Annotated in this window: 23 protein-coding genes; 20 read left to right on the top strand and 3 right to left on the bottom strand. The window is 65.8% G+C overall.

From position 1 onward, the window contains the following. From sdhA to gltA, 4 genes are all read left to right on the top strand, one after another. Positions 1-1776 carry a succinate dehydrogenase flavoprotein subunit gene (sdhA, locus tag LGN17_RS02565; protein WP_175955146.1) on the top strand — a complete coding sequence of 592 codons (1776 nt, stop codon included), beginning with the start codon at positions 1-3 and terminating at the stop codon, positions 1774-1776. 21 nt (positions 1777-1797) lie between these two features. Next, positions 1798-2499: a succinate dehydrogenase iron-sulfur subunit gene (locus LGN17_RS02560; RefSeq protein ID WP_011658352.1), complete on the top strand. Its 702-nt coding sequence runs from the start codon at positions 1798-1800 to the stop codon at positions 2497-2499. Positions 2500-2583: 84 nt separating this feature from the next. Beyond that, entirely contained in the window at positions 2584-2856 is a 273-nt protein-coding gene (locus tag LGN17_RS02555) for a succinate dehydrogenase assembly factor 2 (protein WP_011355742.1), read from the top strand. A gap of 66 nt (positions 2857-2922) precedes the next feature. Next, the gene (gltA, locus tag LGN17_RS02550) at positions 2923-4224 is read left to right on the top strand and encodes a citrate synthase (RefSeq protein ID WP_011355741.1); all 1302 of its coding nucleotides are present in this window, start codon (positions 2923-2925) and stop codon (positions 4222-4224) included. Positions 4225-4315: 91 nt separating this feature from the next. Here the strand turns inward: gltA and LGN17_RS02545 are convergent, their stop codons facing one another. Then, positions 4316-5293: a helix-turn-helix domain-containing protein gene (locus LGN17_RS02545; RefSeq protein WP_226195029.1), complete on the bottom strand. Its 978-nt coding sequence runs from the start codon at positions 5291-5293 to the stop codon at positions 4316-4318. 72 nt (positions 5294-5365) lie between these two features. Here LGN17_RS02545 and LGN17_RS02540 point away from each other — a divergent pair, with 72 nt between their 5' ends. The 5 genes from LGN17_RS02540 (at position 5366) to LGN17_RS02520 (ending at position 10281) form a co-directional block, all read left to right on the top strand. Then, entirely contained in the window at positions 5366-5755 is a 390-nt protein-coding gene (locus tag LGN17_RS02540) for a VOC family protein (RefSeq protein WP_226195028.1), read from the top strand. A 109-nt stretch (positions 5756-5864) separates the two neighbouring features. Further along, entirely contained in the window at positions 5865-7115 is a 1251-nt protein-coding gene (locus tag LGN17_RS02535; protein ID WP_226195027.1) for a DUF1479 domain-containing protein, read from the top strand. Between the two features lie 209 nt (positions 7116-7324). Further along, on the top strand, positions 7325-8083 hold the full coding sequence (locus tag LGN17_RS02530) for a dimethylarginine dimethylaminohydrolase family protein (RefSeq protein ID WP_175967809.1): 759 nt from the start codon (positions 7325-7327) through the stop codon (positions 8081-8083). A 98-nt stretch (positions 8084-8181) separates the two neighbouring features. Next, positions 8182-8646: an Lrp/AsnC family transcriptional regulator gene (locus LGN17_RS02525; protein WP_226195026.1), complete on the top strand. Its 465-nt coding sequence runs from the start codon at positions 8182-8184 to the stop codon at positions 8644-8646. 102 nt (positions 8647-8748) lie between these two features. Next, positions 8749-10281 carry an amino acid permease gene (locus LGN17_RS02520; protein WP_226195025.1) on the top strand — a complete coding sequence of 511 codons (1533 nt, stop codon included), beginning with the start codon at positions 8749-8751 and terminating at the stop codon, positions 10279-10281. Positions 10282-10384: 103 nt separating this feature from the next. Here LGN17_RS02520 and LGN17_RS02515 read toward each other — a convergent pair whose 3' ends face one another. Next, positions 10385-11110 (bottom strand): glutathione S-transferase, encoded by a 726-nt coding sequence (locus tag LGN17_RS02515; RefSeq protein ID WP_226195024.1) that lies wholly within the window; start codon positions 11108-11110, stop codon positions 10385-10387. A 420-nt stretch (positions 11111-11530) separates the two neighbouring features. Here LGN17_RS02515 and LGN17_RS02510 point away from each other — a divergent pair, with 420 nt between their 5' ends. The 7 genes from LGN17_RS02510 (at position 11531) to asd (ending at position 18225) form a co-directional block, all read left to right on the top strand. Continuing rightward, entirely contained in the window at positions 11531-12352 is an 822-nt protein-coding gene (locus LGN17_RS02510) for a hypothetical protein (protein WP_226195023.1), read from the top strand. Positions 12353-12384: 32 nt separating this feature from the next. Then, positions 12385-13143 (top strand): Tat pathway signal protein, encoded by a 759-nt coding sequence (locus LGN17_RS02505; protein ID WP_226195275.1) that lies wholly within the window; start codon positions 12385-12387, stop codon positions 13141-13143. 235 nt (positions 13144-13378) lie between these two features. Next, positions 13379-14788: a 3-isopropylmalate dehydratase large subunit gene (gene leuC / locus LGN17_RS02500; protein WP_175955162.1), complete on the top strand. Its 1410-nt coding sequence runs from the start codon at positions 13379-13381 to the stop codon at positions 14786-14788. Positions 14789-14791: 3 nt separating this feature from the next. Then, complete coding sequence (locus LGN17_RS02495) at positions 14792-14938, top strand: entericidin A/B family lipoprotein (protein ID WP_021158717.1); 147 nt, start codon at positions 14792-14794, stop codon at positions 14936-14938. 68 nt (positions 14939-15006) lie between these two features. Continuing rightward, entirely contained in the window at positions 15007-15657 is a 651-nt protein-coding gene (gene leuD / locus LGN17_RS02490) for a 3-isopropylmalate dehydratase small subunit (RefSeq protein ID WP_175955163.1), read from the top strand. 79 nt (positions 15658-15736) lie between these two features. After that, positions 15737-16804, top strand: a complete 1068-nt coding sequence (gene leuB / locus LGN17_RS02485) for a 3-isopropylmalate dehydrogenase (protein WP_226195022.1) — start codon at positions 15737-15739, stop codon at positions 16802-16804. A 299-nt stretch (positions 16805-17103) separates the two neighbouring features. Further along, complete coding sequence (gene asd / locus LGN17_RS02480; protein ID WP_226195021.1) at positions 17104-18225, top strand: aspartate-semialdehyde dehydrogenase; 1122 nt, start codon at positions 17104-17106, stop codon at positions 18223-18225. A 104-nt stretch (positions 18226-18329) separates the two neighbouring features. On the opposite strand, the gene flgE is transcribed toward asd, so the two are convergent. Next, a complete protein-coding gene (gene flgE, locus LGN17_RS02475) occupies positions 18330-19574 on the bottom strand; it encodes a flagellar hook protein FlgE (RefSeq protein ID WP_226195020.1) in 1245 nt (414 codons plus the stop codon). 234 nt (positions 19575-19808) lie between these two features. On the opposite strand from flgE, the gene LGN17_RS02470 reads away from it, so the two are divergent. The 4 genes from LGN17_RS02470 (at position 19809) to LGN17_RS02455 (ending at position 24042) form a co-directional block, all read left to right on the top strand. Next, positions 19809-19985 (top strand): hypothetical protein, encoded by a 177-nt coding sequence (locus LGN17_RS02470; protein ID WP_226195019.1) that lies wholly within the window; start codon positions 19809-19811, stop codon positions 19983-19985. A gap of 438 nt (positions 19986-20423) precedes the next feature. Continuing rightward, the gene (locus tag LGN17_RS02465) at positions 20424-22532 is read left to right on the top strand and encodes a FimV/HubP family polar landmark protein (RefSeq protein WP_226195018.1); all 2109 of its coding nucleotides are present in this window, start codon (positions 20424-20426) and stop codon (positions 22530-22532) included. Next, positions 22532-23344, top strand: a complete 813-nt coding sequence (gene truA, locus LGN17_RS02460; RefSeq protein WP_175955173.1) for a tRNA pseudouridine(38-40) synthase TruA — start codon at positions 22532-22534, stop codon at positions 23342-23344. The genes LGN17_RS02465 and truA overlap by 1 nt, the downstream gene beginning before the upstream one ends. Continuing rightward, positions 23341-24042 carry a phosphoribosylanthranilate isomerase gene (locus LGN17_RS02455; RefSeq protein WP_175955248.1) on the top strand — a complete coding sequence of 234 codons (702 nt, stop codon included), beginning with the start codon at positions 23341-23343 and terminating at the stop codon, positions 24040-24042. Before truA ends, LGN17_RS02455 begins: the two co-directional genes overlap by 4 nt. Positions 24043-24088 lie beyond the last annotated feature (46 nt).

Genomic DNA, 24088 nt, shown 5'->3' with positions numbered 1-24088 from the left:
ATGGCTGCAATCAAAACTTCCCTCCCGCGCCGCAAGTTTGACGTAGTGATCGTCGGCGCAGGCGGCTCCGGCTTGCGCGCGGCGCTGCAACTGTCGCGCGCGGGCCTGTCGGTCGGCGTGCTGTCGAAGGTGTTCCCGACCCGTTCGCACACGGTGGCCGCGCAGGGCGGCATCGGCGCGTCGCTCGGCAACATGAGCGAAGACAACTGGCACTTCCACTTCTACGACACGATCAAGGGCTCCGACTGGCTCGGCGACCAGGACGCGATCGAGTTCATGTGCCGTGAAGCGCCGAACGTCGTGTACGAACTCGAGCACTTCGGCATGCCGTTCGACCGTAACGCGGACGGCACGATCTACCAGCGCCCGTTCGGCGGCCACACCGCGAACTACGGCGAGAAGCCGGTTCAGCGCGCTTGCGCGGCCGCCGACCGTACCGGTCACGCGCTGCTGCACACGCTGTACCAGCAGAACGTCGAAGCGAAGACGCAGTTCTTCGTCGAATGGATGGCGCTCGACCTGATCCGCGACGCGGAAGGCGACGTGCTCGGCGTGACGGCCCTCGAGATGGAGACGGGCGACGTCTACATCATGGAAGGCAAGACCACGCTGTTCGCGACGGGCGGCGCAGGCCGGATCTTCGCGGCATCGACCAACGCGTTCATCAACACCGGCGACGGCCTCGGCATGGCCGCGCGTTCGGGCATCGCGCTGCAGGACATGGAGTTCTGGCAGTTCCACCCGACCGGCGTGGCCGGCGCGGGCGTGCTGATCACCGAAGGCGTGCGCGGCGAAGGCGGTATCCTGCGCAACGCGAACGGCGAGCGTTTCATGGAGCGCTACGCGCCGACGCTGAAGGATCTGGCGCCGCGTGACTTCGTGTCGCGTTCGATGGACCAGGAAATCAAGGAAGGCCGCGGCGTGGGTCCGAACAAGGATCACGTGCTGCTCGACCTGTCGCACATCGGCGCCGAGACGATCATGAAGCGTCTGCCGTCGATCCGCGAAATCGCGCTGAAGTTCGCGAACGTCGACGCGATCAAGGAACCGATCCCGGTCGTCCCGACGATCCACTACCAGATGGGCGGCATCCCGACCAACATCCACGGTCAGGTCGTCGGCACGTCGCGCGGCCACAAGGATCCGGTCAACGGCTTCTACGCAGTGGGCGAATGCTCGTGCGTGTCCGTGCACGGCGCGAACCGCCTCGGCACGAACTCGCTGCTGGATCTCGTGGTGTTCGGCCGTGCGGCCGGCAACCACATCGTCGAGCACGTGAAGAACCAGAAGGAACACAAGCCGCTGCCGGCCGATGCGGGCGAATTCTCGCTGGCGCGCCTGGCGAAGCTCGACAAGTCGACTTCGGGTGAATACACGCAGGACGTCGCGAACGACATCCGCTCGACGATGCAGAAGCACGCAGGCGTGTTCCGCACGTCCGAACTGCTGAAGGAAGGCGTCGACCAGATGGCCGGCCTGAAGGCGCGCGTGGAAAGCATCCACCTGAAGGACAAGTCGAAGGTGTTCAACACCGCGCGCGTCGAAGCGCTCGAGCTGGAGAACCTGATCGAAGTTGCTCGCGCAACGATGGTGTCGGCGGAAGCACGTAAGGAAAGCCGTGGCGCACACGCCCACAGCGACTACGAACACCGCGACGACGAGAATTGGCTGCGCCACACGCTGTGGTACAGCGAAGGCGATCGCCTCGACTACAAGCCGGTTCAAATGAAGCCGCTGACGGTCGAATCCGTGCCGCCGAAGCCGCGCACGTTCTAAGCCGAGTCAAAGGAATCCGAAATGGCAAAACGCATTTTTGAAGTCTACCGCTACGATCCGGACAAGGACGCAGCGCCGCGCATGCAGACGTACGAGCTCGAGATCCAGCACGAGCGCATGCTGCTCGACGCACTGGTGAAGCTGAAGGCCGTGGACGAGACGCTGTCGTTCCGCCGTTCGTGCCGTGAAGGCGTGTGCGGTTCGGACGCGATGAACATCAACGGCAAGAACGGTCTCGCGTGCCTGACGAACCTGAACGACCTGCCGCAGAAGATCGTGCTGCGTCCGCTGCCGGGCCTGCCCGTCGTGCGCGACCTGATCGTCGACATGACGCACTTCTTCAACCAGTACCACTCGATCAAGCCGTACCTGATCAACGACGCGCCGCCGCCGGAGAAGGAACGCCTCCAGTCGCCGGAAGAGCGCGACGAGCTCGACGGCGTGTACGAGTGCATTCTGTGCGCGAGCTGCTCGACGTCGTGCCCGAGCTTCTGGTGGAACCCGGACAAGTTCGTCGGCCCGGCCGGCCTGCTGCAGGCTTACCGCTTCATCGCGGACAGCCGCGACACGGCCACCGGCGAGCGTCTCGACAACCTGGAAGACCCGTACCGTCTGTTCCGTTGCCACACGATCATGAACTGCGTCGACGTCTGCCCGAAGGGCCTGAACCCGACGAAGGCGATCGGCAAGATCAAGGAACTGATGGTTCGCCGCGCGGTTTGATATGACGACCCCCAAGCTCACTGCGTTCGCTGCCCCCCGAGGGGGTGTCGACACCCTTGGGGCGGCCCTGCGGGAGTCTGCGAGATGAGCGACGATTCGCATCAATCCGACCCGCACCGTCGCGCACGCCTTCGCTGGCGTGCGCGGCGGGGTCTGCTGGAGAACGACATCATTTTCGAGCGTTTCTTCAGCAGATACGAGCATGACCTCACCGATGCAGACGTAGGCGCGTTGTCGCGCCTGCTCGATCTGAGCGACAACGACCTGATGGACTTGCTCCTCGCGCGCAAGGAACCAGAAGGCGACCTAGACAGCCCGGACATTCACCGGCTGTTGGAGATGCTGCGCAACGTGTAACGCCAAGGTGTAACGCGCTGTGCCCGTTATCGAATCCCGTTTCTTTATTTCGATTGAGGATGTGCCATGACTCCGTCTGATGTTAAAGCCACGCTATCGTTCAGCGACAACTCTCCGAGCGTCGAACTGCCGATCTACAAGGGCACGATGGGCCCGGACGTGATCGACATCCGCAAGCTGTACGGCCAGACCGGCAAGTTCACGTACGACCCGGGCTTCATGTCGACGGCAGCTTGTAATTCGGCGATCACGTACATCGACGGCGACAAGGGCGAACTGCTGTACCGCGGTTACCCGATCGACAACCTCGCGCAAAACGCCGACTTCCTCGAAAGCTGCTACCTGCTGCTGAAGGGTGAACTGCCGAACGCAGCGCAGAAGAAGGAATTCGTCGATACCGTCACGAAGCACACGATGGTGCACGAGCAGATGCACTTCTTCTTCCGTGGCTTCCGTCGCGATGCACACCCGATGGCGATCCTGGTCGCTGCGGTCGGCGCGCTGTCGGCGTTCTACCACGACTCGCTCGACATCAACGATCCGCGTCACCGTGAAGTGTCGGCGATCCGCATGATCGCGAAGCTGCCGACGCTCGTCGCGATGGCATACAAGTACAGCATCGGTCAGCCGTTCGTGTATCCGAAGAACTCGCTGTCGTACAGCGCGAACTTCATGCACATGATGTTCTCGAACCCGTGCGAAGAGTACAAGGTCAACGACGTGCTCGTCCGCGCACTCGACCGCATCCTGATCCTGCACGCCGACCACGAGCAGAACGCATCGACGTCGACCGTGCGCCTTGCCGGCTCGTCGGGCGCGAACCCGTTCGCATGTATCGCGGCCGGTATCGCGTGTCTGTGGGGCCCGGCGCACGGTGGTGCGAACGAAGCCGCGCTGAACATGCTCGAGCAGATCGGTTCGCCGGACAACATCCCCGAATTCATCAAACAGGTGAAGGACAAGAATTCGGGCGTGAAGCTGATGGGCTTCGGTCACCGCGTGTACAAGAACTACGACCCGCGTGCGAAGCTGATGCGCGAAACGTGCTACGAAGTGCTGAACGAGCTGGGCCTGCACGACGACCCGCTGTTCAAGCTCGCGATGCAGCTCGAGAAGATCGCGCTGGAAGACGAATACTTCGTGTCGCGCAAGCTGTACCCGAACGTCGACTTCTACTCGGGCATCGTCCAGCGCGCGCTGGGCATCCCGACGTCGATGTTCACGTGTATCTTCGCGATGGCACGTACGGTCGGCTGGATCGCACAGTGGAACGAAATGATCGGCGATCCGGAGCAGAAGATCGGCCGTCCGCGCCAGCTGTTCATCGGCGATACGCCGCGCGAAGCGAAGCCGCTCAACGCACGTTAAATCGTGCGCGGCGCGAACGGCCGGCAGGCCGATCGCGTCGGGCGAAACGCAACGCCACGACACCCCGACGGGTCATCCCGTCGGGGTGTTTTCATTTGTGCGGCCGAGGTTTGCCCGGGCCGGCGCGGCGCTCGAGCGACGGCGGCCGCGTGTCGAGTGCGGGCGCGTCGTCATCGGGCGCGTGGCCGTGCTGCACGAAGAACTGCCGGTATGCGCCGGGCGTCATCCCGCGCGCGGCGAGGAATTGTCGGTTGAAGTTCGCGGCATTCGGAATGCCGCAGCGCACGGCCACGGTCGCGATCGGCCAGTCGGTGCCGACGAGATGGCGGCACGCATGCGCGAGCCGCAGCCGCTGCACGTAGCGGCCGACGCTTTCGCCGAGATGCCGGACGAACAGGCGTTGCAAAGTGCGTTCGGACATGTGAGCAGTGGCGGCGAGCGCGCCGATGCGCAGCGGTTCGTGGAAATGCCGGTCGATCGCGTCGAGCACGCGGTCGAGGCGTTCGGCTTCGGGGGCGGCCACGCTGGCGGGCGGTGTCGCGCCGTCGGCCAGGTCATACGTGTGCGCGGTGGCGAGCGGCTCGCCGCCGGCCTCCGCGAGATCGGCGAGCGTGTCGAGCGCGGCCGCGAGCCGTATGCGGGGAGACGGATCGAGCAACTGCGGCAGTCGTGCGCGCATCGCCCGGGCCGCGTCCGCGCCGAAACGCAGGCCCGGTGCGGCACGCCGCAGCAGCGAGCGCAGCGGCGCGTATTCGGGGCAACAGTCGGCCAGACGCCGCGCCCAGTCGCCGTCGAACCAGATGACGAGCGCGACTTCGGGTGCAGCGCGATCGATGCGTGCATTCGACGACCAGGTATGTGGCAGGTTGGGCGGCACGAGCACCAGGTCGTCGTCCGCGTAGTGCGCGACGTGATCGCCGATGAAGCGCCGGCCGCGGCTGTTGAGCGTCAGCGTCAGTTCGTATTCGGGATGGCGATGCCATTCGAACGGAATGCGCGCGAGCTGACGGTGATAGACGCGGATCGAACAGCCGGGAGCGAACGTCACGTGCTCGTACTGCGGTTTCATCGCGGCCTCCGGGAGAGGGCCGGCATCGCGCCGTGGCATGATCGTGAGCAATCGTCACAACGGAGCGATGCCATGTTTTCACATGTTTGCGTGGGGGTGACCGACACCGCGCGCGCCTACGATTTCTACGCGCCGCTATTCGCGGAACTCGGGCTGCGCCTCAAATTTCGCGAACCGGACGGCTGGTCGGGCTGGATGCCGGCCGACACCGACCGGCCGCTGTTCTTCTTTGGCCAGCCGCTCGATGGCCGCGCGCCCGAACCGGGCAATGGCCACACGATCGCGTTCGTGGCGCCGACCCGCGCGCACGTCGATCGCTGCCACGCGCTCGCGCTGCGCCACGGCGGCACCTGCGAAGGGCCGCCGGGCCTGCGGCCGGACTATCACCGAGACTACTACGGCGCTTATTTCCGCGATCCGGACGGCAACAAGCTGTGCGTGGTCTGTCATCGTCCGGAGTGAGGCCGGTTGTCCGGATTGTATCGATAGTTGGCCGGATAGTGGTAACGATGGCAGAGCATCGGCCGTACGCTGACAGCACATCACGACACCTGTCAGCGAGGAGACCACGATGCAACTGACGATTGACGACCTGCCTGCCGCGATTCGCGACGCGAAAAGAGCGCTGCGCGCCGACCTGCCCGGTTACGCGGCCACGTTTCGCGAACTGGCGGGCGATGTCGCACGGCAGGTCGACGCGATCCGGCGTGCGCATGCGCATGGCCATGACGTCATTCCGGTGGTGCCGTTCGCGGACATCGCGAGCGGTACCGTCGATCCGCACGCGATTGCTGCGATCCGCACGCATGGCGCGGTCGTGATCCGTGGCGTATTCGATGCGCGGCAGGCGCGCGACTGGAACGACGAGATCGGTGCGTACCTGGACGCGAACCGCTTCACCGAGCGGCTGCACGCACGTGCCGAGGATCGCTATTTCGGGAACCTCGCGTCGGGCAAGCCGCAGATCTACGGCGTCTACTGGTCGAAGCCGCAGGTGGCTGCGCGCCAGTCGCCGGCACTGACCCAGGCGCGCGTGTTCCTGAACCGCCTGTGGCGGCACGCGCACGGCGGGCGCACGCACTTCGATCCCGACCAGGTGCCGGCCTATGCGGACCGGATTCGTCGCCGTCCGCCCGGCTCGACGTCGCTCGGGCTGTCGCCGCATGTCGACGGCGGTTCCGTCGAACGCTGGCTCGGCGCGAATTTCCGCCAGGTCTATCGTCACGTGCTGGCCGGCAACTGGCGCGATTACGATCCGTTCGACGCGGCGTTTCGTCCCGACGTCGAGGAGATTCCGTCGCCGGCCGTGTGCTCGATGTTCCGTACATTCCAGGGCTGGACCGCACTGACGCCGCAAGGGCCCGGCGACGGCACGCTGCAGTTGATCCCGGTCGCGAACGCGATGGCCTACATCGTGCTGCGCGCGCTGCAGGACGATGTGGCCGACGACGACCTGTGCGGCGCGCGTCCCGGCAGGGCGCTGTCGATCCGGCCCGAATGGCACGCGCTGCTGCTCGATGCGCTGGTGCCGATCCCGCACATGGAGCCGGGCGACGCGGTGTTCTGGCACGGCGACGTCGTGCACGCGGTCGAGGATGCGCACCGCGGCCGCGGCGACAGCAACGTGATGTACATTGCGGCCGCGCCCGGTTGCGCGAAGAACGACGCATACCTGCAGCGTCAGCGGGCCGCGTTCCTGCGTGGCGAGAGCCCGCCCGATTTCCCGGCCGATCATTTCGAGGTCGAATTCGACGGACGCGGCGGGGAGGGCGATCTCACGGCGCTCGGCCGTTCGCAGATGGGGTTCGGGGCGCACGTGTAGCAGGCATGCGGCATGTGAAAGCGGCGGCTCGCCAGGCAGGGGGCGGGTGAGCTGCCGAATCCGCTGCGCGCCGCACAGAATTCGACGCAATCGGCTGTCGGCGCAGCCGAAATCGACGCGAATTGCGCAATTTGGCTTCCGATAATGGTCCGGACACAACGCAGCCGCCCGTGTGACGCACGGATGTGGCGCTGACCATGGAGGAGTCGATGCAATTCACGCAAGCGATCGTTCGCCGACCCGCGCCGTCCTGTGGCGCGGGCCTGACCACCGCCGAACTCGGCGCGCCCGATTACGACAAGACGCTCACCCAGTTCCACGCTTACTGCGAAGCGTTGCGCATGCTCGGCGTCGAGCTGACCGAACTGCCGCCGCTGGAGGCGTTCCCCGATTCGCACTTCGTCGAGGACACCGCGGTCGTGACGCCGGAATTCGCGGTGATCACGCGCCCCGGTGCGCCGGCGCGGCGTGGCGAGACGGCGCACATCGAAGCGGCGCTGGCCGCGCATCGCGACCTGCTGCCGATGCAGGACGGCCGTCTCGACGGCGGCGACGTGATGCAGGTCGGCAAGCGCTTCTACATTGGCCTGACGGGCCGTACCGATGCCGAAGGCATCGCCGCATTCGAATCGCTCGTGTCGCGCTACGGGTACTCGGTCGTCGCGGTGCCGGTGGGCGCCGGCCTGCACCTCAAGTCGGTCGTCAACGCGCTCGGCGACGACACGCTGCTCGTGACCGAGGCGCTGGCCGCGCATCCGGCGTTCGCCGACTATCGCCGGATCGCGATCTCGGCTGCCGACGAATACGCGGGCAACACGCTGCGCGTGAACGGCACGCTGATCACGCCGGCCGGCTACCCGCGCGTGCACGATGCGATCGCGTCGCTCGGGCTGCCGCTGCACGTGATCGATACGAGCGAGTTCCGCAAGATGGACGGCGGCCTGACCTGCCTGTCGCTGCGGTTCTAGCCGATTGGCGCGCGGCCGCTTCGGCCGGATAATGTGGCCCCCGCGCGGAACAGGAGACGTTGCGCGCACCAGCCACGACCCGACCGGAGCGAACGCGGATGACCGACAAGAAGATGCAGCTCGACAAGATCGATCTCCGGATCCTCGATATCCTGCGCACCGACGGGCGAATTTCCTACCGGAAGCTGTCCGAGCTCGTGAACCTCACGCCGCGGCCATGCCAGGCGCGTGTGGAGCGGCTCGAGGCGCTCGGCGTGATCGAAGGGTACCGCGCGGTGATCAAGGCGCCGCGCGCGACCAAGCCGATCGTCGTGATCGCGCAGATCACGTTGGCCGACCACGGCCGTTCGCAGGCGCCGTTCGAGGACGAAATGCGGGCGAATCCGGCCGTGCTCGATTGCTGGCTCGTCAGCGGCACGTTCGATTTTCTCGTGCGGCTCGCGTGCGAGGATCTCGACGAGTACCGGCGGATCGCGAACGCGTGGCTGGAAAGCCCGCGGTACCGGATCGAAAAGATCGTGACGACGGCCGAACTGCAGGCGATCAAGCGCAGCGTCGTGTGATGCGGCCGGCCGGGATGGGCCGGTGTCGACGCGAATGACCGGGCCTGACGATTTGCATTCCGAATCAAATCGTCGGACTCCAATCGAACCAGGGTGAACACTATGGATGCTTTGCAAGCGGCAGCGGAAACGGCCGAACCGTCCGGAACGACGCTGAAGCGCCGTCTGCAGGGCCGCCACATCGCGATGATCGCGATCGGCGGCTCGATCGGCACGGGGCTATTCGTCGCGTCGGGTGCGTCGGTCGCGCAGGCCGGGCCGGGCGGTGCGATTGCCGCGTATATCGCGATCGGGCTGATGGTGTACTTCGTCGTCACGGGCCTCGGCGAGATGGCCGCACTGATGCCGGTATCGGGCTCGTTTGCGATCTACGGCGAGAAATACGTCGACGAAGGCTTCGGCGTCGCGCTCGGCTGGACCTACTGGTATAGCTGGGCCGTGACGATCGCGATCGAGCTGGTCGCCGCACAGATCGTGATGCGCTACTGGTTTCCAACCATACCGGGCATCTGGTGGGGCGCGGGCTTCCTCGTGCTGATCTTCCTGCTGAATACGCTGTCGGTGCGCGGCTTCGGTGAATCGGAATACTGGTTCTCGCTGATCAAGGTCGTCACCGTGGTCGCGTTCATCGCGGCCGGGCTGCTGATCGCGGCCGGCCTGATCGGGAACGGGCATCCGGTCGGTTTGCGCAACTTCACGACAGGCGACGCCCCGTTCGTCGGCGGCGTGCACGCGATGATGAGCGTCGCGCTGATCGCGGGCTTTTCGTTTCTCGGCACCGAGCTGGTCGGGATCACCGCTGGCGAATCGGAAAACCCGCGCAAGACGATCCCGCGCGCGGTGAAGCAGATCTTCTGGCGGATCATGCTGTTCTACGTGTTCGCGATCTTCGTGATCGGGCTGCTGGTGCCATACACGGATCCGAACCTGCTGAAGAGCGACGTGACCGACATCGGCGTGAGCCCGTTCACGCTGGTGTTCAGCCACGCGGGTTTCCGGCTCGCGGCCGGCGCAATGAATCTCGTGATCCTGACGGCCGTGCTGTCGGCCGGCAATTCCGGCACCTACGCGGCGACGCGGATGCTGTACAACCTCGCTGCGGAAGGGCGCGCGCCTGCGATGTTCGCGACGCTGTCGCCGGGTGGCGTGCCGCGCAACGCGCTGTACGCGACGATGGCCGTCGGCGGGCTGTGCTTCCTCACGTCGCTGTCCAACAACCAGGGCATCTATCTGTGGCTGCTGAATACGGTCGGTATCACCGGCTTCATCGCGTGGCTCGGTATCGCGGTCTGCCATTACCGGTTCCGCAAGGGGTTCCTGAAGCAGGGCTACCGGCTCGATCAACTGCCTTACCGCGCGAAATGGTTTCCGTTCGGGCCGCTGTTCGCGATCGCGATCTGCATCGTGATCTCGCTCGGGCAGGATTACCAGGCGTTCTTCGCGGCCCGCATCGACTGGATGGAAGTGCTGTCGATCTACGTATGGATTCCGCTGTTCGTCGCGATCTGGTGGGCGTATCGCCGTGCGCGCAAGAGCCGGCTCGTGCGCTACGAGGAGATGGACATCGGGCCGTGGCTGACGCGTTCGGTCGAGGCCGTCGATGCAGCGGCCACGCAGCACGGGCAGCCGCGCTGACGGCCCGGCACGGAGGGCGGGGTAACGGGCGCCGGCCGTAGCGCCCGGCCGGTGCCGATGCGGCGGCTGCCGCGCATGAAGCGGCGCGGATGCCGTGCCGGCGTTACTTGTCCAGCTCCGGATAGTGCCGGAAGATGCCCATGTCGTTGAACGGGATACGGCGTTCCGACTCGAGATAGAGCGCGACAGGCGGATGCAGTGCGACGCGGTCGTGCAGCGCGACCAGCGCCGCGATCTTCCGCTCCGCACGCTTCATCGCTTTCGGAAACGCGTAGCGCAGGCCCTCGATCGTCTGGAACATCGACAGGTCCGCATAACTGAGTGCGTTGCCGGCGAGGTAGCCGCTCTTGTGCGGATTCCGGTCGAGTACGCGCTCGAAGTAGCCGAGGAATTTCGGCAGCCGGTTTTCGAGAAAATCGGCCGCGCGCTCGGCGGCTTCCGCTTTCTGGTCTTCGTAGTAGAGGCAGCTTGCGATCGGATGGTGCGTGTCGTGGATCTCGGTGACGAAATCGGCGACGGTCAACTGAAGCTGGTGCACCCACAGCCGGCCGGCTTCGTCGTCAGGCGCGAGCCCGAGCCGCGCGCCGAGAAACAGCAGGATGTTCGCGGTCTGCCCGATGACCCGATCGCCGGCCTTCAGGAACGGCGGCGCGAACGGCACGCATTCCGCCTTCGAGCTGTCCATCATGCGCATCATGGCCGGCACACCCATTCCGCGCCCCGATTCACGCGCGACGTCGACGTAGTCGGCTTCGGCTGCTTCAAGTGCGAGCCGCACGTACTCGCCCCGGCCCTGGATTTCGGGCCAGTAATACAGTTCGTATCGCATGCTGTCTTCCCGTTCGTTGAACCGGCTGCCACCGGCATCGCGACGACAGGGCGGTCGCGTGTCGCGTGCCACCCGCTGCGAATAGACAGTCTAGGCGATCGCGGGAAAAGTACCGCGTGCATCGCGCGCTACGCGTTGCGCGTGCCGCCTTCGGGGCCGTACATGGATGAGATGCGTGCGTCCATGGATGAAACGGAGGGGCGAGCGTTTGCATCCGATCGACAGGTTCACCGCGATTTAATAAATGCCCACTACGATCCCGCATCGTCACTCTACCGATGCGCAGCGATTCGATTTGAGCGTCGACCCTGCCATCCATCGCCCAACCGCGCGACGCGTCAGGTTGTCATTTCCCGTGAACCCGCGATTTGCAACGCCATGACAGGCTGTCGGCGTTGCCCGCATCATTTCGTATTTCTCATGAATCTGAACCCGTCGGCTTCTTTACGCAGAAAATTCCTGGTTACCGCGCCCGCGGTTGCCGTGGCACCGTTGTTGAGCGCATGCGGCGGTGACGACGTCACGTCGGCGCCCGTTACCGATGCGGCGCTGGCCGCGCAGATGTCCGCGAAGCTCAACGCGCAGCTCGGCGACGCGGCGACGGTCAACGCGATCATGCCGGCGCTGACCGATGTCGGCTTCACGTGGGATCTGCCGACGGTGCCGGCCGCGCAGATCGGCGCGATCGTCGCGTACAGCTTCGGCAATCGCCCGAACGCGGCAAGCGGCAACACGTCGAGCACCGGCGGCAACCAATCGGCGCTACCCGACCCGGGGCCCGTCAACGAAGCGCTCGCGGATGCCGTGTACCGCATTCGCCAGCTGAAACCGGTGAAGGTCTATGCGCAGTGGGAGATCGCGCGCTTTCTCGTGTCGAAGTACGGCATGGGTGCCGACGTGCTGTCGTCGGTCGAGCCGGTGATCGCGAGCGACGGCTCGATCGTGTACCTGAGCACGGCCGGTGTCGCGGCCGTGGCCGTGTCGCGCGCGGGCGGCGCGGCGGCGATGGGCACAGTTGCGGTGGTCGGCCATCGCGACCATGCGAAGCGCTGCATCCAGACCTCGCAGCAGGCGGGCATGAAGGCCGCGGCGGTGGCGGAGGTGTCGCTGCCGACGATGTACGACCCGCAATCGGGCCAGCCGTGGACGCGCAACCGCAGCCTCTATCTCGTGCACGACATGTATGCGCAGATGCTTGCCCGCGCGGTGACCGCGACGATGCAGGCGTTCCCGAAGGGCTGACGCCCGCCGCTCCTCACTCGAATCTCATGACCATGACGACCCGCCGCCATTTCCTGGCTTCCACTTCGTTGCTCGCCGCCTCGTGCGCATCTGTGGCCCCGGCTTTCGCAAGTGATGCCCCCGTTTCCGATGCGGAATTGCAGCGCCAGATGCTCGGCAAGCTGACGAACGAACTGAACGATCGCGCGACCGCCACCGACGAAACAGGCTACCTGTTCGACACGTTTTTCGCGTGGACGCCGCCGACCGTCGACGCTGCCGGCATCCACACGATTGCCGCGTTCAGCGTCGGCAATCGCGTTCCGACATCCGGCACCACACCGGTGCCGGGCCCCGTGAACGAGGCGATCGCCGACGCCGTGTTCCAGCTTCGACAGAAGGTCTCGGTCCCGATCTACGCGCAGCAGGAGGTCGCGAGCGTGCTCGCATCGAAGTACGGACTGACGGCCGGCGTGACGTCGATCGCGACGCCGGCCCCGGCTGCCGGCAGCCCGATACCGACACCCGATGGCGTGGCCGCCGCGATCGTCAAGCAGGCCGGCTCGGCCGCGGCGCTCGGCAAGGTCGCTGTCGTCACGCATTCGGATCAGGCATCGATCGCCGTGCGCGTGTCGGCTGCGGCAGGGATGCAGGCCGCCGTGCCGGCAGGCCTCACGCTGCCGTCGCTCTACGACACGTCGGCGTCGATGCCGGCCTTGCGGCGGCGGGATCTCTACCTGATGAGCAATGCGGGTGTGCAGCTCGGCATGCTGCGGCTCGATCTGATCAATCGCGAGTATCCGAACGGCTGAAGCCGCCATGCACCGGCGCGCGCGATCCGGACGGCGCGATCCGCGATTCGTCACCGCGCGGCGCCGGAACCTGCGTGCCCCGTTTGGCTGGTAATGCCGATACAGGTATTGGCACTACCAGCCAAACCACTGTTTTTAATGGGTTTTTTCGCATCCGGCCTGCGCCGTGACGCGTTCTGCGTGGCATAATCGACCGCATCCGCAAGGCTTGTAGTCACAACGACCCCGCATACCCATGGCACAGACTCTCTACGACAAACTGTGGAACACCCACGTGGTCCACACCGAGGAAGACGGCACGACTTTGCTCTACATCGACCGTCAGCTGCTGCATGAAGTCACGAGCCCGCAGGCGTTCGAAGGGCTGAAGATGGCGCAGCGTCCGGTGTGGCGCATCAGCGCGAACCTGGCCGTGTCGGACCACAACGTGCCGACCACCGATCGCAGCCACGGCATCGCCGATCCCGTCTCGAAGCTCCAGGTCGATACGCTCGACGCGAACTGCGATGCGTTCGGCATCACGCAGTTCAAGATGAACGACGTGCGCCAGGGCATCGTCCACATCATCGGGCCGGAGCAGGGCGCGACGCTGCCGGGCATGACGATCGTGTGCGGCGATTCGCATACGTCGACACACGGTGCATTCGGCGCGCTCGCACACGGCATCGGCACGTCGGAAGTCGAGCACGTGCTCGCAACGCAAACCCTGCTGCAGAAGAAGAGCAAGAACATGCTCGTGAAGGTCGAAGGCACGCTGCCGCGCGGTTGTACCGCGAAGGACATCGTGCTCGCGATCATCGGCAAGATCGGCACGGCCGGCGGCACGGGCTACGCGATCGAATTCGGCGGCTCGACGATCCGCGCGCTGACGATGGAAGGCCGGATGACCGTCTGCAACATGGCGATCGAAGCCGGTGCGCGCGCAGGCATGGTTGCCGTCGACGATACGACGATCGACTACCTGAAAGGTCGCCCGTTCGTGCCGACCGGCGCGGAATGGGACCAGGCCGTCGAATACTGGCGCCAGTTCAAGTCGGACGACGGTGCGCAGTTCGATCGCGTGGTCGAGCTGAACGCAGCCGAGATCGTCCCGCAGGTCACGTGGGGCACGTCGCCGGAAATGGTCACGTCGATCGACGGTCGCGTGCCCGATCCCGAGCGCGAGAAGGATCCGGTCAAGCGTGATGCGATGGAGCGTGCGCTGGCCTACATGGCGCTCGAGCCGAACACGCCGATCGAATCGATCAAGGTCGACAAGATCTTCATCGGCTCGTGCACGAACGCGCGCATCGAGGACATCCGCGCAGCCGCGTATGTCGTGAAGAAGCTGAACCGTCGCGTCGCATCGAACGTGCGGCTCGCGATGGTCGTGCCGGGCTCGGGCCTCGTGAAGGCGCAGGCCGAGCGCGAAGGGCTCGACAAGGTGTTCACGGATGCGGGCTTCGAATGGCGCGAGCCGGGCTGCTCGATGTGCCTCGCGATGAACGCCGACCGGCTCGATCCGGGCGAGCGCTGCGCGTCGACGTCGAACCGCAACTTCGAAGGCCGGCAGGGCGCGGGCGGTCGCACGCACCTGGTGAGCCCCGCGATGGCGGCGGCCGCGGCGATCGAAGGTCATTTCGTCGACATTCGCAAGCTGGGGTGACGCGTGACGGCATCGAAGGTCATTGCGCGGCTGGTTGCCGCGCTGGCGCTGGCGGGGCTGGGTTTCGGCCTCGCGGGCTGCAATACCGTCCAGGGCTTCGGGCAGGACGTCAACGCCGCCGGCAACGCGCTGAAGCGCGCCGCGGAGTGACGATTCCCGCCGAGAATTTGTCGATGTGCGCCGGCTGAACGCCGGCCCTCCAACCGGATAGACGGATCATGGAAAAATTCACAGTACATACCGGCGTCGTGGCGCCGCTCGATCGCGAGAACGTCGACACCGACGCGATCATCCCGAAGCAGTTCCTGAAGTCGATCAAGCGCACGGGCTTCGGTCCGAATGCGTTCGATGAATGGCGCTACCTCGATCACGGCGAGCCGGGCCAGGACAACTCGAAGCGTCCGCTGAACCCCGACTTCGTGCTGAACCAGCCGCGCTACCAGGGCGCGTCCGTACTGCTCGCACGCAAGAACTTCGGCTGCGGCAGCTCGCGCGAGCACGCGCCGTGGGCGCTGCAGCAGTACGGCTTCCGCGCGATCATCGCGCCGAGCTTCGCGGATATCTTCTTCAACAACTGCTTCAAGAACGGCCTGCTGCCGATCGTGCTGACCGAGCAGCAGGTCGATCACCTGTTCAACGAGACGGTCGCGTTCAACGGCTTCGAGGTCACCGTCGACCTCGACGCGCAGGTCGTGCGCACGGGCGACGGCCGCGAGTATCCGTTCGAGATCACCGCGTTCCGCAAGTACTGCCTGCTGAACGGCTTCGACGACATCGGCCTCACGCTGCGCCATGCGGACAAGATTCGCCAGTTCGAAGCCGAGCGCCTGGTGAAGCAGCCGTGGCTCAACACCAAGCTGGTCGGCTGATCGTGCCTTTCGGGCGGGCGCGCCGGCGGCGCGTTCGCCGGCCTGCCTCCATAAAAACCTACCCAGTCAGGAATTTCGCATGAAGATTGCAGTGCTGCCCGGCGACGGCATCGGCCCGGAAATCGTCGATGAAGCCATGAAGGTGCTGAACGCACTCGACGAGAAGTTCGAACTCGAACAGGCGCCGGTCGGCGGCGCGGGCTACGAGGCAAGCGGCCATCCGCTGCCGGACGCGACGCTGAAGCTCGCGAAGGAAGCCGACGCGATCCTGTTCGGCGCCGTAGGCGACTGGAAGTACGATTCGCTCGAGCGCGCGCTGCGCCCCGAGCAGGCGATCCTCGGGCTGCGCAAGCACCTCGAGCTGTTCGCGAACTTCCGCCCGGCGATCTGCTATCCGCAGCTCGTCGATGCATCGCCGCTGAAGCCCGAGCTGGTCGCGGGCCTCGACATCCTGATCGTGCGCGAACTGAACGGTGACATTTACTTCGGCCAGCCGCGCGGCGTGCGCGCTGCACCGGACGGCCTGTTCGCCGGCGAGCGCGAAGGTTTCGACACGATGCGTTATTCGGAACCGGAAGTGCGCCGCATCGCGCACGTCGCGTTCCAGGCGGCCCGCAAGCGCGCGAAGAAGCTGCTGTCGGTCGACAAGGCGAACGTGCTCGAGACGTCGCAGTTCTGGCGCGACATCATGATCGACGTGTCGAAGGAATACGCGGACGTCGAGCTGTCGCACATGTACGTCGACAATGCGGCGATGCAGCTTGCGAAGGCGCCGAAGCAATTCGACGTGATCGTCACGGGCAACATGTTCGGCGACATCCTGTCGGATGAGGCGTCGATGCTGACGGGCTCGATCGGCATGCTGCCGTCGGCGTCGCTCGACAAGAACAACAAGGGCCTGTACGAGCCGTCGCACGGTTCGGCGCCGGACATCGCGGGCAAGGGCATCGCGAACCCGCTCGCGACGATCCTGTCGGCCGCGATGATGCTGCGCTACTCGCTGAACCGTGCGGAGCAGGCCGATCGCATCGAGCGCGCGGTGAAAACGGTGCTCGAACAGGGCTACCGGACGGGCGACATTGCGACGCCGGGCTGCCAGAAGGTCGGTACGACGGCGATTGGCGACGCGGTGGTCGCGGCGCTGTAACGCAGTCATGTAGAAAGGGTGCGAACGGGCCGCGAAATCGGCCGGTTCGCAAGCGGTTGGCCGTTGTGCGGGCCACCGGCTTTGTGTAGACTCGAACGATGGCGCTTATTTCCCTGATCTCCCCGGTCTTGAAACTCCACGGCAACACAGCCCGTGCGGGTGCGCGCGCCATCGTCATCACGAAAACCATTACCACGAAAACGATCATTAAACGCTGATCGTCCGTCGTGCCCGCCTATTTCCCCGCGCGGTCACATCGGGGACGGAAATGGCGGGGAAGCTCCATCAAAGGGTTAGTCATGAACGTAGGTCTCGTAGGTTGGCGCGGCATGGTCGGCAGCGTCCTGATGCAGCGCATGCAGGAAGAGGGCGATTTCGACCTGATCGAACCGGTGTTTTTCAGCACCAGCAACACGGGCGGCAAAGCGCCGTCGTTCGCGAAAAACGAGACTACGCTCAAGGATGCGACCAACATCGACGAGCTGAAGAAGTGCGACGTGATCATCACGTGCCAGGGCGGCGACTACACGAACGACGTGTTCCCGAAGCTGCGCGCGGCCGGCTGGAACGGCTACTGGATCGATGCGGCATCGTCGCTGCGGATGAAGGACGACGCGGTCATCATCCTCGATCCGGTCAACCTCGACGTGATCAAGGATGCGCTCGTCAAGGGCACGAAGAACTTCATCGGCGGCAACTGCACGGTCAGCCTGATGCTGATGGCGCTCGGCGGCCTGTTCCGCGAGAACCTCGTCGACTGGATGACGGCGATGACCTATCAGGCCGCATCGGGCGCGGGCGCGCAGAACATGCGCGAACTGCTGTCGCAGATGGGTACGCTGAACGGCGCGGTTCAGGCGCAGCTCGCCGATCCGGCTTCGGCGATCCTCGATATCGACCGCCGCGTGCTGGCCGCGATGAACAGCGATGCGATGCCGACGAGCCACTTCGGCGTGCCGCTCGCCGGTTCGCTGATCCCGTGGATCGACAAGGATCTCGGCAACGGGATGTCGAAGGAAGAGTGGAAGGGCGGCGCGGAAACCAACAAGATCCTCGGCAAGCCGGCCATGGGCGAGCCGGGTTCGATCCCGGTCGACGGGCTGTGCGTGCGGATCGGCGCGATGCGCTGCCACTCGCAGGCGCTGACGATCAAGCTGAACAAGGACGTGCCGCTCGACGAGATCAACGGCATCCTCGCATCGGCGAACGACTGGGTGAAGGTCGTGCCGAACGAGCGTGAAGCGTCGATGCGCGACCTGTCGCCAGCGAACGTCACGGGCACGCTGACGGTGCCGGTTGGCCGCCTGCGCAAGCTCGCGATGGGCGGTGAATACCTGTCGGCGTTCACGGTCGGCGACCAACTGCTGTGGGGTGCGGCCGAGCCGCTGCGCCGCATGCTGCGCATCCTGCTCGACAAGTAAGCGGGATAACCGGCCCGCGATACGCGGGCCGCGGTGCACAAGATCGCGCGCCGCGTCGGCCTTGACGATATCAAGGCTGGCGCGGCGCGTTTTTCATGCGCGGGTCAGCGCATGTTCAGGAGCGTCTGGTCGACGGTCTGCTGGGTCTTGATCGTCTGCGCATTGGCCTGGTAGTCGCGCTGCGCCTTGATCAGGTTCACGAGCTCGGACGTCAGGTCGACGTTCGAGTTTTCCAGCGCGCTCCCCTGCAGCGTGCCGTGGTTCGTGCTGCCCGGCGCGGAGATCTGCGGCACACCCGACGCGGCGGTTTCCACATACTGATTGCCGCCGATGTTCTCGAGCCCGTTCGGGTTGTTGAAGTTCGCGAGCGCGATCAGGCCGAGCACCGCGCTCTGGCCGTTCGAGTAATTGCCGGTGAGCTTGCCGTCGGTGCCGATCGAGAACGTCGTCAGCGTGCCGCTCGCGAAGCCGTCCTGTGCGAGATTGTTCACGCCGCTTTTTCCGCCGAACTGCGTCGTGCCGCTCAGGTCGAGCGTCAGGTTCTGCGGATTGGCGCCGCCCGACGCGTTGGGGATCGAGAACGCGAACTGGCCGAGGCTCGGCGTCGGCTGGCCGGTTGCGGCCGACGTCGTCGAGCTGATCCGGCCGGACGCGTCGAACGTGACGGTGCCGAGATTCGTCGGCGTCTGGCCTTGCACGCCCGCGTAGGCCTGCCAGGCGCCGGCCGCGTTCTTCGTGAAATACATCGACACCTGTTGCGCGCCGCCGAGCGTGTCGTACACCTGAATTGACGAATTGTAGTTGTACGTGGTGTTGTCGCCCGCATTGAACGGCGTCTTGGCCGGCACCTTGTCCTGCGCGTTCAGGTTGAACTGGCCGGTGATCTTCGTCGTCGCCTGTGGCGAGATGTTGTTGGTCGGCGCCTGCAGCGGCACGGTCGCCGCGGTGTTGATGACGCCGCCCGGGCCTGCCGCATAGCCCATCAGGTTGCGGTTTTGCGCGTCGACGATGGCGCCGCTCTTGTCGCGGTGGAATACGCCGTCACGCGAGTACGTCGTCACGCCGTTGTTCGACATCTGGAAGAAGCCGTTGCCGTTGATCGCGATGTCGAGCGACGACTTCGTCGTGTTGATCGTCCCCTGGCCGAATTGCTGCTGCACCGATGCGAGTCGCGTGCCGATGCCGATCTGCGTGTTGGTCGACGTCGCGACCGAATTCGCGTACATGTCGGCGAAGTTCGCGCGACCCTGCTTGAAGCCAACCGTGTTTGCGTTCGCGATGTTGTTGCCGATCACGTCGAGATGGTTCGCCGCGCCGGCCAACCCGCTCAAACCCTGTTGATAGCCCATGTTGGATCCCCGTAACGAGCTGGTGAGTAAATGCAGTCGTGCGACTGCGCGATGCCTCCCTGGCACCTCTCGGCGTCAGCCCGGCCGTCCGCGTTCCCGCGTTTCCGGCAGGTGCGAGCGCGATGGTCGAACTGCGCCGATTCTTGTTTGAAGACGATCCTAGCGACGGCAATTATTTGATCTGTGTAATTTTGTGTAATGTAATTGAATTGCTGTCGAAATGATCGTTTTCGTATGAGTAATGAAGTGGAGATGAGGCTGGAGAGCCTTGTGGGGTGGGGGTTTTGCGGCGGAAATATTCAATTCGACGATAAGAAAGGGGAATTGGCCTCTTATCGATCAATTGAAATTTATTTTAATGGGATGGTGGTTGGCTTGATTTATTTTGATTGGCGCTTGTTGTTCCATTAACGGCAGGCGGCGCGAATTATTGAGCAAACGCACCTGATTTCCCGGCCGTGCCCCTGCGTCGGGCCACGGGTTGTGCGAACCGCACCGTTGAGCGAGCAAAGGCTGCGACATGCGTTCGGGATGCGATGCGGCCGGGCGGTTTTTTTCATCAGTGAGAGACGTGCTTCCGATCGATCGAAGGCGCAGGCTGCAGCGTGTGTGCCCACGCGCCAACGCGCCCGATCTCGGGACGCCCCGACGCGCACACTCGATCGATTGCACCCATCGGCGATGAATTCGGCCCGAACCCGATCGCGTGAAGTAAACTACGCGGTTACGACGCACAGACCCGCCGAAAGCGTCGCGTTCCACGCGACGCTTTTGCATTTCTGCGGCAACTTTATTGACGCTTTCAACCGCGAAACCGAGCCGCGCCCGCGCGCGGCGATAGAGCCAACGATGTCCCGAATTTCCTTGTTTCCGCGTCAGTCCCGTTTGTCGCGCGCCGTGCGTGGCGCGCTGGCGATCCTGGCGCTCGGCGCAACCGCATCGGCCTGGGCCGCCGGCGCCAGCGAACTGCCGGCGTCCGCTGCCGGCGGCGCAGTGCCGCTTACCGTGACGGTCCAGCCGGGCCAGTCGTTGAACGACATTGCAAAAGCGGCCACGCAGTCGCGCGATCCAGGCGTGCTCGCGCGCGCCGGCCGCGCACTGTTCGACGCCAATCCGCAGGCGTTCATGAAGCACGACGCGAGCCGCCTGAAGGTCGGCGCGACGCTGACCGTGCCGGCGCTCGACGCGACAGGCGCGGCACTCGTGCCGGCAGGGGCATCCGCAGCGTCCGGTGCGGCGGCAGCGTCCGCGCCCGCCGCCGCATCGGGCGGCACGGCAGTCGCGCAGCATGGCGCGTCCGCACCGCATCCGGGGTCGACCGTGCAATCCGCGCCGGTGGCGCCAGCCGTGCATGCGGCACCTGTCAGCGGTGCGAGCGCAGCGACGGCTGCTGGCGCGTCAGCATCGGTCGGTGCGTCGGCTGCACACGGCGCATCGGCTGTCGAAAGCATGCAGCCGGCGGCGTCCGTTGCCGGTGCAAGCGGGCCGCATGTGTGGAGCGGCACGATCCAGTCGGCGCCATCGTCCGCGAGCGGTGCTGCAATCCCGCCTGCGCCGGGCAGCCAGGTTTCCGGCATGAACGAACCGGCCGGCGCGGCGCCTGTCACAGCCGCGTCGCAGCCGCGGCCGTCGAGCCTGCAGCAACTGCTGGCGCTGAAGAACCGGGTGCTGATGGAGTTGCAGAAGCACGGTATCGGCAAGCCGGCCACGACGAACGAGGTTGCGCCGGCGCCGGCACCTGCCGCGCCGCGTCCGGCCGCAAGCGATGCAGGCGCGTCCGCTGCCGCGCCGACGACAGGCGAAGCGGCGTCAGGCGTGGCTGCCAGCGCAGTGCAGCCGGCATCGGTATCAGCGCCCGCGCAACCGGCCGCGCCGGTCGCGGCACCGGCACGTAGTCACGAGCAGATGGACTGGCGTCCGGCCGCGGTGGCCGGTGCGGCCGTCATCGTCCTCGCGGCAGGTTTCGCGTGGCGCAAGCGCCGGAAAGGCCGGCGCACGGAAGAGTCGGGTGCCGGTGCGACGGCTGCACCGGCCGCAGCAGGCGGTGCAGCGGCTGCGGCGGCAGAAGCCGAAGCCGCGCCGTCCGTCGAACCGGCACTGCCGATCCGGCCCGAGATGCCGGTCGCACGCGATGCAGCTTCCGACTTGAGCCTTGCCGCGGCGACTGCCGCAGCGGCGGAGACGGTCGAGACGCCGGATACGGACGTATCGCCGGCGCAGGAAGAAGCGACGCCTCATGGCGAGCCGCCCGAATTGCCGACCGCGCACGCTGCGGAGCCGCCCGCTAGCGAGGCGGCTCAGGGTCCGAATGTTGCCGAGCCGGAAGAGCAGGCCGCTGCCGCAAGACCGGCGGAAAAGCCCGCCGAGACACCTGTCGCACCCGCGGCCACCGAAGCGCAGCACGAGGTGCTGATGCAGAACGCGATCAGCGCGCTCAACAGCCTCGACATGCCGCTGCCGCCGCGCACGCCGGACGAGCTGTCGCTGGCGGCGGATGAGCCGGCTGCGCAAGCAGGGCAGCCTGACACCGACAAAATCGCAACTAACGGTCAAGTCGCGCGGCACCTGCCGGTTGACTCGATCGATCCGGCCCCGGAACATCCGGCCGACCAGGACGACGAGTTCGATTGGGAGCCGGACGCAGCGACGCCTGCGAGCCAAGCGGGCAGCCCGATTGCGACGTCGCCGCTGCCGCCGCTCGGTGGCGCGCACTTCGGCGCGCTGAAGCTCGATTTCGATCTCGACCTGCCGTCCGCGCCGGGCGCTGCGTTGCCGGCGCTGACGCCGGACGAGCTGGCCCGCATCGCGCGGAACAAGCTCGACCTCGCGTCCGAGTACGTCGAGCTGGGCGACCTGTCCGGTGCTCGGACGCTGCTGCAGGAAGTGGTCGACGCGAACGACATTGCGACGCGCGACGATGCGCGTGCGCTGCTCGCGAAACTGGCGGACGAGGCGTGATGCGGATCGCGCTCGGCATTCAGTACGACGGCGCGGCGTTCTGCGGCTGGCAGGCGCAGCCGCACGGCAAGACCGTGCAGGATCGTCTCGAGCACGCACTGGCCGAGTTCGCGCGCGTGCCGCTGCATACGACGGTGGCCGGGCGGACCGACACGGGCGTGCACGGGCTCGGGCAGGTCGTGCACTTCGATACCGATCTCGATCGCGAGGTTTTCTCGTGGGTGCGCGGCACCAACGCGTTCCTGCCGCCGACCGTGGCGGTGCAATGGGCGAAGCCGATGCCGGACACGTTCCATGCGCGTTTCTCGGCATTCGAACGCACCTATTACTACGCGCTCTACGTGCATCCCGTGCGCTCGCCGATGCTCGCGGGGCGTGCGGGCTGGATTCATACGCCGCTCGACGACGACGCGATGCGCGCCGCCGCCGCGCACCTGATCGGCGAGCACGATTTCTCGTCGTTCCGGTCGTCGGAATGCCAGTCGAAGACGCCGGTCAAACACCTGTACCAGATCGACGTGCGGCGCGTGGGCCATTTCGTTCATTTCCGGTTCCGCGCCAACGCGTTCCTGCACCATATGGTGCGCAACCTGATGGGCTGCCTCGTCGCGGTCGGGCGCGGCCGCTATCCGGCCGACTGGCTCGCCGACGTGCTGGCCGGGCGCGACCGCAATCTCGCGGCGCCCACATTCATGGCCGACGGGTTGTATCTCGCCCACGTCGGCTACCCGGCGGAATTCGCCGTCCCGCCCGCGCAGCTCGGCAGCGTGCCGTGGAGCAGCGTCTGGGCCGATCTGGACCCGCAATCATGACGGATCACGCCGTGTCTCCCTCGACTTCCGCTGCGGCCGGCCTGCCGCCGCGCACCCGCATCAAGCTGTGTGGGCTGTCGCGCCCCGAGGACGTGCTGCACGCGGCCGCGCTCGGCGCCGATGCGATCGGCCTCGTGTTCTACCCGAAGAGCCCGCGTGCGGTGTCGATCGCGCAGGCGGCCGAGCTGGCGCGCCTCGCGCCGCCGTTCGTGTCGGTGGTCGGGTTGTTCGTGAACGCGACCGAGGCCGAGATCGAGGCCGTCGTGCGCGACGTGCCGCTCACGCTGCTGCAGTTCCATGGCGACGAGACGCCCGAGCAGTGCGATGCGCTCGGCCGCGCGGCGCGCCTGCCGTGGCTGCGCGCGGTGCGCGTGGGCCCCTCGACGCAATCGGCCGATTTGGTAGAATCGGGTCTTCGTTATTCGAAAGCGCGCGGCCTCCTGTTCGACACCCTGGTGCCGGATTACGGTGGTAGCGGCAAGGTCTTCGATTGGTCTCTTATTCCCGCAGAGCTCGCGCATCGGGCCGTTTTGAGTGGTGGCTTGAGCGCGCAAAACGTCGGTGATGCGATTCGCCAGTTGCGCCCGTTTGCTGTCGATGTCTCGAGTGGCATCGAAGTGGAGGGCGCGAAGGGCGTGAAGGATCACGCCCGGATGGCGGCGTTCGTACGCGCGGTGCGCGAAGCGGACGCCGGGTGATGCAAGCCGGTGCGGCTCCGAAAGCGGGGCGCGCCGACCGATCGAG

It is taken from the genome of Burkholderia sp. AU30280 (genome assembly GCF_020420125.1).
Classification (GTDB): Bacteria; Pseudomonadota; Gammaproteobacteria; order Burkholderiales; family Burkholderiaceae; genus Burkholderia.
The sequence above is the reverse complement of the archived record's forward strand: the minus strand, read 5'-3'. Positions and strand labels throughout refer to the sequence as shown.

Bases quoted from the DNA above. Each gene is read 5' to 3' on its own strand.
- LGN17_RS02525 (WP_226195026.1), top strand. From the start codon at position 8,182: ATGACCGACAAGAAGATGCAGCTCGACAAGATCGATCTCCGGATCCTC.
- LGN17_RS02510 (WP_226195023.1), top strand. From the start codon at position 11,531: ATGAATCTGAACCCGTCGGCTTCTTTACGCAGAAAATTCCTGGTTACC.
- asd (WP_226195021.1), top strand. From the start codon at position 17,104: ATGAACGTAGGTCTCGTAGGTTGGCGCGGCATGGTCGGCAGCGTCCTG.
- LGN17_RS02555 (WP_011355742.1), top strand. From the start codon at position 2,584: ATGAGCGACGATTCGCATCAATCCGACCCGCACCGTCGCGCACGCCTT.
- LGN17_RS02470 (WP_226195019.1), top strand. From the start codon at position 19,809: ATGAGTAATGAAGTGGAGATGAGGCTGGAGAGCCTTGTGGGGTGGGGG.
- leuD (WP_175955163.1), top strand. From the start codon at position 15,007: ATGGAAAAATTCACAGTACATACCGGCGTCGTGGCGCCGCTCGATCGC.
- LGN17_RS02465 (WP_226195018.1), top strand. From the start codon at position 20,424: ATGTCCCGAATTTCCTTGTTTCCGCGTCAGTCCCGTTTGTCGCGCGCC.
- truA (WP_175955173.1), top strand. From the start codon at position 22,532: ATGCGGATCGCGCTCGGCATTCAGTACGACGGCGCGGCGTTCTGCGGC.
- LGN17_RS02455 (WP_175955248.1), top strand. From the start codon at position 23,341: ATGACGGATCACGCCGTGTCTCCCTCGACTTCCGCTGCGGCCGGCCTG.
- LGN17_RS02560 (WP_011658352.1), top strand. From the start codon at position 1,798: ATGGCAAAACGCATTTTTGAAGTCTACCGCTACGATCCGGACAAGGAC.
- sdhA (WP_175955146.1), top strand. From the start codon at position 1: ATGGCTGCAATCAAAACTTCCCTCCCGCGCCGCAAGTTTGACGTAGTG.
- LGN17_RS02505 (WP_226195275.1), top strand. From the start codon at position 12,385: ATGACGACCCGCCGCCATTTCCTGGCTTCCACTTCGTTGCTCGCCGCC.
- LGN17_RS02530 (WP_175967809.1), top strand. From the start codon at position 7,325: ATGCAATTCACGCAAGCGATCGTTCGCCGACCCGCGCCGTCCTGTGGC.
- LGN17_RS02535 (WP_226195027.1), top strand. From the start codon at position 5,865: ATGCAACTGACGATTGACGACCTGCCTGCCGCGATTCGCGACGCGAAA.
- leuB (WP_226195022.1), top strand. From the start codon at position 15,737: ATGAAGATTGCAGTGCTGCCCGGCGACGGCATCGGCCCGGAAATCGTC.
- gltA (WP_011355741.1), top strand. From the start codon at position 2,923: ATGACTCCGTCTGATGTTAAAGCCACGCTATCGTTCAGCGACAACTCT.
- LGN17_RS02515 (WP_226195024.1), bottom strand. From the start codon at position 11,110: ATGCGATACGAACTGTATTACTGGCCCGAAATCCAGGGCCGGGGCGAG.
- LGN17_RS02520 (WP_226195025.1), top strand. From the start codon at position 8,749: ATGGATGCTTTGCAAGCGGCAGCGGAAACGGCCGAACCGTCCGGAACG.
- LGN17_RS02545 (WP_226195029.1), bottom strand. From the start codon at position 5,293: ATGAAACCGCAGTACGAGCACGTGACGTTCGCTCCCGGCTGTTCGATC.
- LGN17_RS02540 (WP_226195028.1), top strand. From the start codon at position 5,366: ATGTTTTCACATGTTTGCGTGGGGGTGACCGACACCGCGCGCGCCTAC.
- leuC (WP_175955162.1), top strand. From the start codon at position 13,379: ATGGCACAGACTCTCTACGACAAACTGTGGAACACCCACGTGGTCCAC.
- flgE (WP_226195020.1), bottom strand. From the start codon at position 19,574: ATGGGCTATCAACAGGGTTTGAGCGGGTTGGCCGGCGCGGCGAACCAT.